Genomic DNA, 12,503 nt, shown 5'->3' on the forward strand with positions numbered 1-12,503 from the left:
TGCCTCTTCACGCCCCGGAGAGCCGCATTCGCTGCGGGCCCGGGGCGTTGCAACGTCATCGGAGGATCGTTGGCCACCGACAGACCCGCGGCTGACAAGCCGAACCCCTCGCCCACTTACGACGCACAGGACATCACCGTCCTCGAAGGCCTCGAGGCGGTCCGCAAGCGGCCGGGCATGTACATCGGTTCGACCGGCATCCGCGGCCTGCACCACCTCGTCTACGAGGTCGTCGACAACTCCGTCGACGAGGCGCTCGCCGGTCATGCGACCGAGGTCCACGTCACGATCCACCCGGACAACTCGATCACGGTCGTCGACAACGGCCGCGGGATCCCGGTCGCGGTGATGGAGAAGGAGGGCAAGTCCGCCCTCGAGGTCGTGCTGACCGTCCTCCACGCCGGCGGCAAGTTCGGCGACGGCGGCGGCTACAAGGTCTCCGGCGGCCTCCACGGCGTCGGCGTCTCGGTCGTCAACGCGCTGTCGGAGAGACTGCGCGTCGAGGTCCGACGTGACGGCCACCTGTGGACGCAGGAGTACGTCCGCGGCGTCCCGCAGACCGAGATCGTCAGAGGCGAGCCGACCGAGGCGACCGGCACGACGACGACGTTCCTGCCGGACGACGAAGTGATGGAGACGCTCGACTTCGAGTTCGCGACGCTCGAGGAGCGTCTGCGCGAGACCGCCTTCCTGACGAGAGGGCTCGCGATCTCGCTGACCGACGAGCGCGGCGAGGGCAGAAAGGTCGCCTTCCAGTACGAGGGCGGCATCCAGGACTTCGTCGCGTACCTGAACGAGAACAAGGAACCCGTTCAGAGAAAGATCGTCTACTTCTCGACCGAGGCCGACGAGGGCGCGGTCGAGGTCGCGATGCAGTGGAACTCCTCGTACCAGGAGTCGGTCTTCTCGTTCGCGAACAACATCAACACGCACGAGGGCGGCTCCCACCTCTCCGGCTTCCGCGCCGCGCTGACGCGCACGCTCAACCGCTACGCGCGCGAGAGACAGCTGCTGAAGGAGAGAGACGGCAACCTCGCCGGCGAGGACGTGCGCGAAGGCCTGACCGCGGTCGTCTCGGCGAAGCTGGCCGAGCCGCAGTTCGAGGGTCAGACGAAGACGAAGCTCGGCAACCCCGGCATGCAGGGCCTGACCGAGTCGATCGTCAACCAGGGCCTCTCCGAGTTCCTCGAGGAGAACCCGCAGGACGCGCGCCAGATCATCCTCAAGGCGGTCCAGGCGGCGCAGGCCCGCTCGGCCGCGCGCAAGGCGCGCGACCTGACGCGCCGCAAGTCCGCGCTGGAGAACTCCCGCCTGCCGGGCAAGCTGGCCGACTGCTCGGTCAAGGACCCGGCGCTGTCGGAGATCTTCATCGTCGAGGGCGACTCCGCCGGCGGCTCCGCGAAGCAGGGCCGCGACCGTGCGACGCAGGCGATCCTGCCGCTGCGCGGCAAGATCCTCAACGTCGAGCGCGCCCGCATCGACAAGGTCCTCTCCAACAACGAGATCCAGGCGCTGATCACGGCGATCGGCACCGGCGTGCGCGACGACTTCGACCTCGAGAGAGCGCGCTACCACAAGATCATCCTGATGACGGACGCCGACGTCGACGGCGCCCACATCCGCACGCTCGCGCTGACGCTGCTGTTCCGCGAGATGCTGCCGCTGATCGACGCCGGCTACGTCTACATCGCGAAGCCGCCGCTCTACAAGCTCAAGCAGGGCAAGAACGAGCGCTACATCGAGAAGGACTCCGAGCTGGAGGAGATCCTGCTGTCGGACAAGCTCGAGAGATTCGTCGTCGTCGACGGCACGGGCGAGGAGCAGAGACTGACCGAGGCGCGCTGGAAGCGCTTCACGCGGCTGCTCAAGCAGTACAACGGCTGGGCCTCCTCGCTGCGTGCGGTCACGCACCACGACACCGTCGACTTCCTCCAGGAGTCGGGCATCCTGCAGCGGCACATCACCGAGGAGCAGGCGCTCGTCGACTTCCTCGGCCAGCCGACCGCGGACGGCGCGGCCTTCACGGTCGAGCTGGTCTCGCAGGACGAGGAGGAGTTCGTCGTCCGCTCGGTCGAGACGAGAACCGGCCACGCCCGTTCGCGCCACGTGCGCCGCTCGATGCTGATGGCGAACGAGTACCGCCAGCTCGTGCGCGTCCACGAGCAGCTCGTGAACGCGGTCGGCATGCCCGGCTTCGAGCTCAGACTCGGCGACCACGGCGACACCGCGATCTCGTTCGACGAGCTGCGCACGAAGGTGATGGACATGGCCGGTCGCAACGTCGAGATCAACCGCTTCAAGGGCCTCGGCGAGATGAACGCCGAGCAGCTGCGCGAGACGACGATGGACCCGGCGACGCGCACGCTCGCCCGCGTGACGATGGAGGATGCCGCCGCCGCCGAGCGGGTCTTCTCGATGCTGATGGGCGATCAGGTCGAGCCGCGGCGCAACTTCATCGAGGAGAACGCCAACCTCGTGACCAACCTGGACGTGTAGAGACATGAGCGCAACCGATCAGCTCTCCGGCGGCAACATCGAGCCGCGCGCGCTCGAGGAGGAGATGCGCTCGGCGTATCTCGACTACGCGATGTCCGTCATCGTCGGGCGCGCGCTGCCCGACGTCCGCGACGGCCTCAAGCCGGTCCACCGGCGCGTCCTGTTCGCGATGAACGAGGCGGGCCTGCAGCCCAACCGCCCGCGCTCGAAGTCGTCGCGCATCGTCGGCGACACGATGGGCAAGTACCACCCGCACGGCGACTCGTCGATCTACGACACGCTCGTGCGGATGGCGCAGGACTTCTCGATGCGCCACACGCTCGTCGACGGCCAGGGCAACTTCGGCTCCGTCGACGACGACCCCGCGGCCGCGATGCGGTACACGGAGGCGCGCCTGGCGAGAATCGCGACGGAGATGCTCCGCGACATCGACGCGGACACCGTCGACTTCGGGCCCAACTACGACGGCAAGAACCAGGAGCCGCTGGTCCTGCCGGCGCGCTACCCGAACCTGCTCGTCAACGGCTCCGCCGGCATCGCCGTCGGCATGGCGACGAACATCCCGCCGCACAACCTCAGAGAGACGATCGCCGCGACGATCGCCTACATCGACAGCCCCGAGATCGACGTCGACGGGCTGATGCAGCACATCAGAGGGCCGGACTTCCCGACCGGCGGCGTGATCCTCGGCGTCGGCGGCATCCGCGACGCCTACGCGACCGGCCGCGGCCGCGTGCGCGTGCAGGCGCGGGCGCACATCGAGCCGCTCTCGATGGGCAAGGAAGCGATCATCGTCACCGAGCTTCCCTACCAGGTGAAGAAGGGCGGCGACGGCGGCCTGATCACGAAGATCGCCGACCTCGTGCACGAGAGAAAGATCCCGGAGATCAGCGACATCCGGGACGAGACCGACCGCCACGGCATGCGGCTCGTGATCGAGCTGAAGCGCGACGTGCTGCCGAAGGTGGTGCTGAACAGACTGTTCAAGCACACGCCGATGCAGACGACGTTCGGCGTCAACATGGTCGCGCTCGTCGACAACGTCCCGAAGACGCTGTCGCTGCGCGAGGTCATCGGCCGCTACGTCGACCACCAGCGCGAAGTGATCGTGCGGCGCACGAAGTACGAGCTGCGTCAGGCCGAGGCCCGCGCCCACATCCTCGAAGGCCTGCTGATCGCGCAGGCGAACATCGACGAGGTGATCGCGATCATCCGCGGGTCGGCCGACCGCGAGCAGGCGCGCATCAACCTCGTCAACAGATTCGAGCTGAGCGAGCGACAGGCCGAGGCGATCCTGCAGATGACGCTCGGCCGTCTCACGGCGCTCGAGGTCGACAAGCTCCGGCAGGAGCACGCCGACCTGATGGAGCGCATCAGAGAGCTGCGCGACATCCTCGGCGACGAGGCGCGCGTGATGTCGATCATCAAGGAGGAGCTGACGGAGATCGCGAACGCGTACGGCGACGAGCGCCGCACGCAGATCTCCTACGCCGAGGGCGAGATCGACATCGAGGACCTGATCGCCGACCAGCAGATGGTCATCACGATCACGCAGACCGGCTACATCAAGTCGCTGCCGCTGGCGACCTACCGCCAGCAGCGTCGTGGCGGCGTCGGCGTGACCGGGATGGACATGAAGGACGGTGACTACATCGAGCACCTCTTCGTGACCTCGACCCACGACTTCCTGCTGTTCTTCACCAACCGCGGCAAGGTCTACCGCCAGAAGGTCTACGAGCTGCCGGAGGCGTCGCGCACGGCGAAGGGCCGCGCGCTCGTCAACCTGCTGCCGCTGCGCGAGGGCGAGCGGGTCCAGTCGGTCCTCTCCACGCGCGACTTCTCCGAGGCGCCGTACCTGCTGTTCGCGACCCGCAACGGCACGGTCAAGAAGACCGAGCTGCAGGCCTACAACACGCCGATCAAGGCCGACGGCATCATCGCGATCAAGATCCGCGAGGACGACGAGCTGGTCGCCGTGCGGCGGGTCGACGTCGGCGACGAGGTGATCATCGTCTCGCGCGCCGGCCTCACGGTCCGCTTCAGCGAGGACGACGCGCGCGCGATGGGCCGCGACACCAGCGGCGTGCGCGGCATGGACGTCGGCTCGGGCGAGGTGATCGCGATGGACATCGCCCGCGACGACCAGGACCTGCTCGTCGTGACCGAGAACGGCTACGGCAAGCGCACGAGAATCGACCAGTACCGCAAGACCTCGCGCGGCGCCAAGGGCGTCAGAACGATCAAGCTGACCGAGACCAAGGGCGGTCTCGCGGGCGCGCTCGTCGTGCGCGAGCACCAGGAGCTGGTCTTCATCTCGCAGGACGGCATGGTCCAGCGCACGAGCGTGCGCGGGATCAGCCAGCAGGGTCGCGCCGCCACCGGCGTGCGCGTGATGAACGTGCGCGAGGAGGACAGCGTTCGCGCGATCGCGCTGATCGTCGAGTCCGACAACGCCGAGAGCGCCGAGGCGCTCGAGCTGGAGCTCGACGCGGCCGAGTCGGCCGGCGTCGAGGGCGGCGTCGTGGCGATCGGCGAGGACGGCGCGAGCCCGGCTCCGGATGCCGGCGGCGAGGCCGTCGACGGTGGCGAGGACGGCCCCGCGGAGGACGAGTCGTAAGGGCGGTCTGAGCGAAGACGTTCAGACCGTCGGCCCGGTCCGCTACTCTGGGGATACCAGAGAAAGGAGGTGGTCCGAAGTTGTCTGACAGTTTTTGCGGGACCCTGGAGGTGTCCGGCCACTAGGTCGGATGGCTGACCCCGCCTAGCGGAGTCCACACCGAGACACCACTTCGATCGATGCCAGAGCTGGTCCCACTGGCCCTGACACACCAAGTCGATCGAAGGTCTTGTCCAGCCAAAGCATTACGCGAAGGGCGCCTTGTCGAAGGCGCCCTTCGTGCGTTAAGCGGGCCCGCCGAGCGACTGCATCGCCTCCTGCACCTTGGCGACGTCGATGCCGAGCGCGTCGGCGAGCGCCTGCGCGGGGTCGGTCTGCTGCGAGCCATCCTGCTGCGAGCCGGGCGTGCCGCTCGGTCTCAGCTGCTCCATCGCGGCTCTCAGCTTGCTCTCGCTGACGCCGAGCTGGTCGGCGAGCGAGGAGAGGTCGGGGCCGCCCTGCTGTTGCGCGCCCGACTGGGGCGCCGTCGCGGTGCCCGGCTGCTGCGCGGCCTGGTCCTGCTGCGTCGTCGCGCCGGCGGCCGCCGCCGATGCGCTGGTGTCGTTGCTCGAGCCGCTGCCACAGCCGGCGACGCCGGCGACGAGCGCGGCGGCGCCGGCAAGGGCGGCGAGCTTGCGTCCGAGGTTCATGCGCTCCAGCGTGGAAGCCGACGCTGGGACGGCGCTGGGAGCGGGCTGGGAGCTAGATGCTCAGGTACTGCTGCCAGGCGCGCGGGATCGTCGGGCTGGCGACCTGGATGAAGACGTTCGGGCCCGGAGTCTTCGGCTTCTGGCGCGGGATCATGCCGCCCGGCGACGGCATCGAGTCGCCCTTGCGGCGGTTGCAGGGCGCGCAGGAGGCGACGATGTTGTCCCACGTCGAGCCGCCGCCCTTCGAGCGGGGGATCACGTGGTCGACCGTGAGGTTGCCGCGCGAGCCGCAGTACTGGCAGGTCCAGTCGTCGCGGGCGAAGACTGCCCTACGCGTGATCTTGCGGCGGTGCGTGTCGCGCGGGACGCGCACGTAGGAGACGAGGCGGATCACCATCGGCCTGCGCACCGTCGAGCTGCCCGAGTGCAGGTGGTACTCGCCGTGCTCGAGCATCTCGGCCTTCTCCTTCAGGAGCAGGACGACCGCTCGGCGGACCGTGCAGACGTTGATCGGTTCAAACGTCGCGTTCAGTACGAGCACCCGGCCACCATCACGCCCGCGTCGCTGGTGCTCCAGTGGCGACGCGGACTCGGCTTGCGCTGGTGGTACCAAGGCGGACATAACGGCTGGAGGCAGTGTAGCGACCGTCGCCGAGTGACTTGTGAACAACGGCTGGGGCGTCAGGCGCCCGCCACCGGGAACGAGCCGAGCACGCGCAGGTGCTCGACGTGGCCGCGCAGGGCGGCCAGCGCCTCGGCCACCGGACGCTCGCTGTCGCGCCCCTCGAGGTCGAGGAAGAACATGTAGCGGCCGAGGCCCTGCTTGCGCGGGCGCGACTCGATCCGCGTCAGGTTGACGCCGCGGAAGGCGAGCTCCGACAGGCAGCGCACGAGCCAGCCGGGCGCCTCGGCGCCGACGCCCCAGAAGACGATCGCCGTCTTCCACGGCCCGTGCTCGCCGACCGCCGTCCCGCGCCGCGCCAGCCAGACGAAGCGCGTCTCGTTGCCGGCCGCGTCGTCGACGCCGGCGCGGAGGATCTCGCAGCCGTACTGCTCGGCGGCGATGCGGCTGCCGAGCGCGGCGGCGTGGGGGCCGTGCTCGCCCTCGGCGACGGCGCGCACCGCGTCGGCGGTCGAGCTGGTCGCGAGCACCTTCGCCTGCGGCAGCCGCGTGCGCAGGAAGACCGCGCACTGTCCGTTGGCCTGCGGATGCGAGACGACCGTCTCGATCGCGCTCAGCTCCAGCTCCCGCGGCGCGATCAGGCAGGTGTGGATCGCGTGCACGACCTCGCCGACGATCGCGACCTCGTCGGCGTCGACGGCGAGCGCGTCGAGCGTCGCGTTGACGGAGCCCTCGATCGCGTTCTCGATCGGCACCAGCGCCTGCTCGACGGTCCCCTCCTGGACCGCCATCACGCAGTCGTGGATCGTCGGCAGTGGGACCTGCTCGTGCTGCTGCCCGGCGATCGCGCCGAGCAGCGCCTCCTGGGAGTTGGTGCCCTCGGGGCCGAGATAGCCGACGCGCATGGGCGCGAGCCTAGCGAGGCCGGCGCGGCGGCGTCAGGAGCGGGCCGGCGGGGGCGTCACTCGGCGGGCGGCGCGGGCTCCAGCGCCAGCCGGACCGCCTCCGCCTCCTCGGGCGACAGCTGCAGCTCGCCGACGCCGCCGCGCACCTGCTTCGCGTACAGCCGCGCGGCGTCGCGGTGCATGATCGACGACAGCACGACGCCGTCGCGGCGGGCGTCGAGCAGCGCTATCGAGGTCGACTGGTGGCCGGTCATCTCGCCGTAGGCGTCGTAGCGGACCAGCGCCGAGTGCGAGATCGCGCCGTCGAGCCGCTCCTCGGCGCGGTCCATCCGCGTGTGCAGGCGGTCGGCGGCGTCGGTGACGAAGTCGTGCAGGGCGCGATACTCGACCTCCAGCGCGGAGGCGTGCTCGACCAGGTCGGTCGTGACGCCCTCCTCGCCCAGCAGCACGCGCTGGTCGCGCCGCAGCCGCCGCAGCGTCACGGTCTGCACCACCACCAGCGTCAGCGACACGACGGCGATCGCGCAGCCCGCGATCGCCACGATGCCGGTCGTGCTCGTCAGCTCGTCCATCCGCGCGATGATCTCACTCGAACAGCGCGGAGTACGTCTGACTGTTGTTGTCGAGCCCGGTCTCCCCCGGGACGCCTTCGATCTTGACTCTGATCTCGGCCGCGCCGCCGGTCGGCGGGCTTCTGTCGAACTGGACGGTCGCGGTCGTCGCCTGGCCGGCGGTCGTCGTCGGGACGGTCGTCTCGGCTCTCAGCACCGAGCTGCTGCCGCCGCCGGAGATCTCGACCACGACTCTGACGTTCTGCTCGTCGTGCTCGCCGCCGTTGGTGAAGGCGACGTCGAAGCTCGGCGGCGGGCTCGCGGGCAGCGTCGTCGACGCGCCCGGCTCCAGCGTCGTGCCGCCGACGCTGACGGAGTCGAGCTGGTGGCCGTGGAGGCCGGGGGCCGGTCTGCCGGTGTCGGCGTCCGCGCTGGCGCTGGAGGTGCCGAGCGCTCTCGCGACGTTGACCGGGTCCATCCAGCCGATGTTGGGCAGGAAGTCCGCGTACGGCAGCACGGTCTCGCCGGTCTCGCCGCTGTACGTCGCCGGGATGCCGTTGTCCTCCAGCGCCTTCTTGATGTACGGCGCGACGCGCTGCGAGTAGATCACGTCGGAGGCGTTGAACGCCTGCATCTGGCCGGCGATCAGTCTGAGCGCGTTCTGGGCGGCGGCGGTCGAGCCGGTCGCCTGCTGGATTCTGTCGGCGATCACGCGCACGCCGTCCTCGCGCAGCGACAGCAGCAGCTCAAGGTTGTGCTGCGCGTCGCCGACGGCCTCGGGCGCGTCCAGCCCGCGGGCTCTCTCGTAGTCTCTCTCGGCGACGGCGCGCAGCTGCGCGATCGTCTCGGTCACCTGCTCGCCTCTCTGGGAGGCGGCGCCCTCCAGCGCGGAGAACAGTCTGCTGCTGACGTCTCTGGACTCCTCCATCAACGTCGTCACGTCGCGGTTGTAATCCTTGAGGGCCTGTTCGCGACCGCTGTTGACGCAGCCGCGGACGAGGACGACCAGCAGCACGAGCACTACGACGACTGCTCCTGCAGCCACCAGACGACGGACCAGAAGAGTCTGGTCGTCTGCAGCTGGGGGGCGGCGACTGCCGCCTCCAGAAGGAGCACGGCGGGGCCGGGGCGTTGTGCGCGGCTCGTCAGCCTCGTCGAAGAACGACAAAAATCATGCTCCTTAACAAACCCGGAACGATCAGTATTACCGGCACAGCGGCCGGACTTCGGGGAGTCGTGCCCCGCGTGTGGGTTCGACATGCGAAAGGGAGTGCCTGCAAAACGTGGAAGACCGGGACGTGAGCGGCACCGACGCAGCGACCTCGCGGTTGCCGGGATCCGGCGCCGAACAGCTCGTGCTGGAGCGCTACCGGCTGCTGCGACAGCTCGGCAGCGGCGCCTTCGGCGTCGTCTGGCTGGCGCGCGACGAGCGGCTGGCGCGCGAGGTCGCGGTCAAGGCGATCCCGCTCGACCACGCCTCCGGCCGCGCCGAGCAGGAGGCGCGCGCGGCCGCGCGCCTGTCGCACCCGGCGATCGTGACGCTCTACGAGGCCGGGACAGAGGACGGCACGACCTACCTCGTGACCGAGCTGGTGCGCGGCGGGACGCTGGCGCAGCTGCTGCGGGCCGGCGAGCTGTCGGACCGCGACGTCGCCGAGATCGGGATCGCGCTCTGCCAGGGGCTCGCGCACGCACACGCGCAGGGTGTCGTCCACCGCGACGTGAAGCCGTCGAACGTGCTCGTGCCCGAGGTCCCGCACCAAGGCGGCCCGGTCGCGAAGCTGACCGACTTCGGCGTCGCGCGGATCGTCGAGGGAGCCGGCGCGGAGACGCTCACGCGCACCGGCGACGTCGTCGGCACGCTCGCCTACATGGCGCCCGAGCAGGCGGAGGGGAGAGAGGCCGGCGCGCCGGCCGACCTCTACGCCGCCGCGCTCGTGCTCTACGAGGCCTTCTCCGGCGTCAACCCGATCCGCGCCGGCACGGCCGTCGCGACCGCGCGCCGGCTCGGCGCGACGCTGCCGCCGATGGCGCGCCAGCGCCGCGACCTGCCGCCGCAGCTGTGCGAGGCGATCGATCGCGCGCTGCTGCCGCGGCCGAAGGAGCGCGGCACCGTCGCCCACCTGCACCGCGCGCTGACCGAGGCGCTCGGCGAGCTGGGGGACGAGCCCGGCACGGTCGAGGCGGCGCCGGTCGAGCGCTTCGCGACGGCGGTGACGCAGGTCGCCGAGCGCGGCCGGCAGGGCTGGCGGCGGCGCTCGCGCGAGCAGGAGCTGGCCGCCGTCGCCGCCGAGCTGGGCGCGGCCGGGCCGTGGACGGTCCACGACCGCCGCGGCGCACGCGTCGACGAGGAGGCCGCCGCGCCCGATCCGCGCCAGCCGCTCGTCGCCGACCGCTGGCGGCGGCGCGGCCTCGGCGCCGAGCCCGGCCTCGACCCGATCCGCCGGCCGGGCCCGTTCGTCGCCGGGCACGTGCTGCCGGGCCTTGCCGGCGGCCTCGTCGTGACGCTCGCGCTCGCGCTGGTGCCGCTGGCGCGCGACACCGGCCGTCCCGGCCCGCTGCTGGCGGGCGCGCTGGCGGCGATCGCGATCGGGCTGCTGCCGCGGCTCGGCTGGCTCGTCAGCGCGCTCGTGGCGCTGAGCTGGCTGGCCGGGCCGGGCGGGCAGGCCGGGACCGCGCTGGTCGCGCTCTGCGGCGTCGCCGCGATCCCGCTGCTGCTGCCGTTCGGCGGCAAGGGGCGCGCCTGGTCGCTGCCGTTCCTGGCGCCGCTGCTGGGGGCGGCGATGCTGGCCGGCGCCTATCCAGCGCTGGCCGGGCAGGCGCGCACCGTCTGGCGCCGCGCCGCGCTCGGCGCGCTCGGCTTCTGGCTGCTGGCGCTGGCCGAGCCGATCGCGCGCACGACGCTCTTCTACGGCCGCGCGAGAGGAACGCAGCCGCTGCCGCGCTGGGACGACTCGGTCGGCGGCGCGATCGACCACGCGCTGGCGCCGCTGCTGCAGTCGGGGATGCTCGCGACGGCGCTGCTGTGGGCGGCCGGCGCGGCGGTGCTGCCGTGGCTGGTGCGCGGCCGCCACGCCGCCGTCGACCTCGTCGCCGGCGTCGTCTGGGCGGCCCTGCTGGCGGCCGGCGCGAGCGCGATCGGCGCGACCTTCGAGCAGAAGGTGCCCTCGCCCGATCCGCGCGGCGCGGCGCTCGGAGCGGCCGCGGCGGTGCTGGTCGCGGTGGCTGCGCGGGCGCTCGCGCTGATGCGCGCGAGACGGCGTGCCGGGCGCCCGCACCAGTTCGATCCGGACGGCCCCGCCGCTGCGGGACCGATCGTCCCGTAGCATGGAAACCGCGCATCCGCGCACCGTATGAGCGTCCTTCGCAGCCTCGAAAGCAAGATCGCGTCCCTCGTCGAGGGCACATTCAGCCGCGCCTTCCGCTCGGAGGTCCGTCCAGTCGAGATCGCACGCAAGCTCGCGCGCGAGATGGACGAGCACAAGAGCCTGTCGGTGTCGCGCGTCTACGTGCCGAACGAGTACGCCGTCTACCTGTCGCCGCCCGACCGCAAGCGCTTCCGTGAGATGGAGGCGCAGCTGGTCGACGACTTCACCGGCTACCTGCTGGAGCACGCGCGGCGCGAGCGCTACGCGCTGATGTCGCGCCCGCAGATCGAGTTCCGCACCGACGACCGCCTGCGGCTCGGCGAGTTCGGCATCCAGGCGCGGCTGGTGCGCCAGGCGCAGGAGCCGGCGGCCGAGGAGCCGTCGCAGGGCGAGTCGGGCCACACGATGATCTACAGCGCGGCCGAGCGGCTGCAGGAGCCGCTGGAGGAGCGCGCCCGCGAACGCGCGCGCACGGCCCTGCTGGTGACCGACGGCAAGCGGATGGTCGTCGGCGCCGAGGGCGCGACGATCGGCCGCTCGCGCGACTGCGACGTCGTGCTCTCCGACGGCAACGTCTCGCGCCAGCACGCCGAGGTGCGCCCGCGCGGCGACGGCTGGATGATCGCCGACCTCGGCTCGACCAACGGCGTCACGGTCAACGGCGCGCGGATCGAGCAGGCGCAGCTGCTGCGCGCCGGCGACCGCATCGAGGTCGGCACGACCGAGCTGACGTTCGAGCTGGAGTAGCGGATGAACCTCGAACCCGTCTCCGTCGCTCTCAAGCTCGGCTTCCTCGTCGTCCTCTACCTGTTCCTGCTGTGGGTCGTCCGCAGCGCGCTGAAGGACCTGCGCAGGGCGCAGCCGAGCGCCGACGCAGCGTACGTCGAGGAGGCGCCGCCAGCCGACGCGACGGCGATGCACAGCGCCGCCGACGACATGCTCGGCGACCACGTCGGCGGGGGCGAGCCGCGGCTCGTCGTCGAGCACGCGGCCGGGCATCCGGACGGGATCGCCTACGATCTGTCCAGCGGCGCCACCCTCGGCCGCGGCAACGTCGAGATCAGGCTCGAGGATCCGTTCGCATCGAGCCAGCACGCGCGCATCGAACGTCAGGGCGGGGTGCTGGTGTTGGAGGACCTCGGCTCGACGAACGGAACGTTCCTGAACGAGGAACAGTTGCGCGGGATCCAGCCGCTCCACCACGGCGACCGGATCCGGATCGGTGACAGTGAGTTCTCCTACCTCCAAGACTGAC

At 71.0% G+C, this 12,503-nt stretch carries 10 protein-coding genes; 5 read left to right on the forward strand and 5 right to left on the reverse strand.

Features of this window, described 5'->3' with window-relative positions; all coding sequences use genetic code 11:
* The first annotated feature begins 69 nt into the window (after positions 1 to 69).
* Together gyrB and gyrA are read left to right on the forward strand one after the other, a co-directional pair.
* Complete coding sequence (gyrB, locus tag Q7L73_RS06370; protein ID WP_304687138.1) at positions 70 to 2,496, forward strand: DNA topoisomerase (ATP-hydrolyzing) subunit B; 2,427 nt, start codon at positions 70 to 72, stop codon at positions 2,494 to 2,496.
* 4 nt (positions 2,497 to 2,500) lie between these two features.
* Positions 2,501 to 5,113: a DNA gyrase subunit A gene (gene gyrA / locus Q7L73_RS06375; protein WP_304687141.1), complete on the forward strand. Its 2,613-nt coding sequence runs from the start codon at positions 2,501 to 2,503 to the stop codon at positions 5,111 to 5,113.
* A gap of 284 nt (positions 5,114 to 5,397) precedes the next feature.
* Here gyrA and Q7L73_RS06380 read toward each other — a convergent pair whose 3' ends face one another.
* From Q7L73_RS06380 to Q7L73_RS06400, 5 genes are all read right to left on the reverse strand, one after another.
* Complete coding sequence (locus Q7L73_RS06380; RefSeq protein WP_304687143.1) at positions 5,398 to 5,802, reverse strand: hypothetical protein; 405 nt, start codon at positions 5,800 to 5,802, stop codon at positions 5,398 to 5,400.
* A 52-nt stretch (positions 5,803 to 5,854) separates the two neighbouring features.
* Positions 5,855 to 6,343, reverse strand: a complete 489-nt coding sequence (locus Q7L73_RS06385; protein WP_304687144.1) for an HNH endonuclease — start codon at positions 6,341 to 6,343, stop codon at positions 5,855 to 5,857.
* A 140-nt stretch (positions 6,344 to 6,483) separates the two neighbouring features.
* Positions 6,484 to 7,329, reverse strand: coding sequence for a prephenate dehydratase (gene pheA / locus Q7L73_RS06390; protein WP_304687146.1), 846 nt, complete (start codon positions 7,327 to 7,329; stop codon positions 6,484 to 6,486).
* A 56-nt stretch (positions 7,330 to 7,385) separates the two neighbouring features.
* Positions 7,386 to 7,901 (reverse strand): DUF4446 family protein, encoded by a 516-nt coding sequence (locus Q7L73_RS06395; RefSeq protein ID WP_304687148.1) that lies wholly within the window; start codon positions 7,899 to 7,901, stop codon positions 7,386 to 7,388.
* A 13-nt stretch (positions 7,902 to 7,914) separates the two neighbouring features.
* Positions 7,915 to 8,925, reverse strand: coding sequence for a hypothetical protein (locus tag Q7L73_RS06400; protein ID WP_304687151.1), 1,011 nt, complete (start codon positions 8,923 to 8,925; stop codon positions 7,915 to 7,917).
* Between the two features lie 253 nt (positions 8,926 to 9,178).
* Here Q7L73_RS06400 and Q7L73_RS06405 point away from each other — a divergent pair, with 253 nt between their 5' ends.
* From Q7L73_RS06405 to Q7L73_RS06415, 3 genes are read left to right on the forward strand one after another with little or no spacing between them, the layout of a single operon-like run.
* Positions 9,179 to 11,206 carry a serine/threonine-protein kinase gene (locus Q7L73_RS06405; RefSeq protein ID WP_304687152.1) on the forward strand — a complete coding sequence of 676 codons (2,028 nt, stop codon included), beginning with the start codon at positions 9,179 to 9,181 and terminating at the stop codon, positions 11,204 to 11,206.
* A 27-nt stretch (positions 11,207 to 11,233) separates the two neighbouring features.
* Positions 11,234 to 11,995, forward strand: coding sequence for a DUF3662 and FHA domain-containing protein (locus Q7L73_RS06410; RefSeq protein ID WP_304687154.1), 762 nt, complete (start codon positions 11,234 to 11,236; stop codon positions 11,993 to 11,995).
* A gap of 3 nt (positions 11,996 to 11,998) precedes the next feature.
* Entirely contained in the window at positions 11,999 to 12,502 is a 504-nt protein-coding gene (locus Q7L73_RS06415; protein ID WP_304687155.1) for an FHA domain-containing protein, read from the forward strand.
* Position 12,503: the final 1 nt, after the last annotated feature.

The sequence above is a fragment of the Conexibacter sp. CPCC 205762 genome (genome assembly GCF_030646155.1).
GTDB lineage: Bacteria > Actinomycetota > Thermoleophilia > Solirubrobacterales > Solirubrobacteraceae > Conexibacter.

Coding starts and splice junctions, on each gene's coding strand:
- pheA (WP_304687146.1), bottom strand. CDS start 7,329: ATGCGCGTCGGCTATCTCGGCCCCGAGGGCACCAACTCCCAGGAGGCG.
- Q7L73_RS06380 (WP_304687143.1), bottom strand. CDS start 5,802: ATGAACCTCGGACGCAAGCTCGCCGCCCTTGCCGGCGCCGCCGCGCTC.
- Q7L73_RS06395 (WP_304687148.1), bottom strand. CDS start 7,901: ATGGACGAGCTGACGAGCACGACCGGCATCGTGGCGATCGCGGGCTGC.
- Q7L73_RS06415 (WP_304687155.1), top strand. CDS start 11,999: ATGAACCTCGAACCCGTCTCCGTCGCTCTCAAGCTCGGCTTCCTCGTC.
- gyrA (WP_304687141.1), top strand. CDS start 2,501: ATGAGCGCAACCGATCAGCTCTCCGGCGGCAACATCGAGCCGCGCGCG.
- Q7L73_RS06410 (WP_304687154.1), top strand. CDS start 11,234: ATGAGCGTCCTTCGCAGCCTCGAAAGCAAGATCGCGTCCCTCGTCGAG.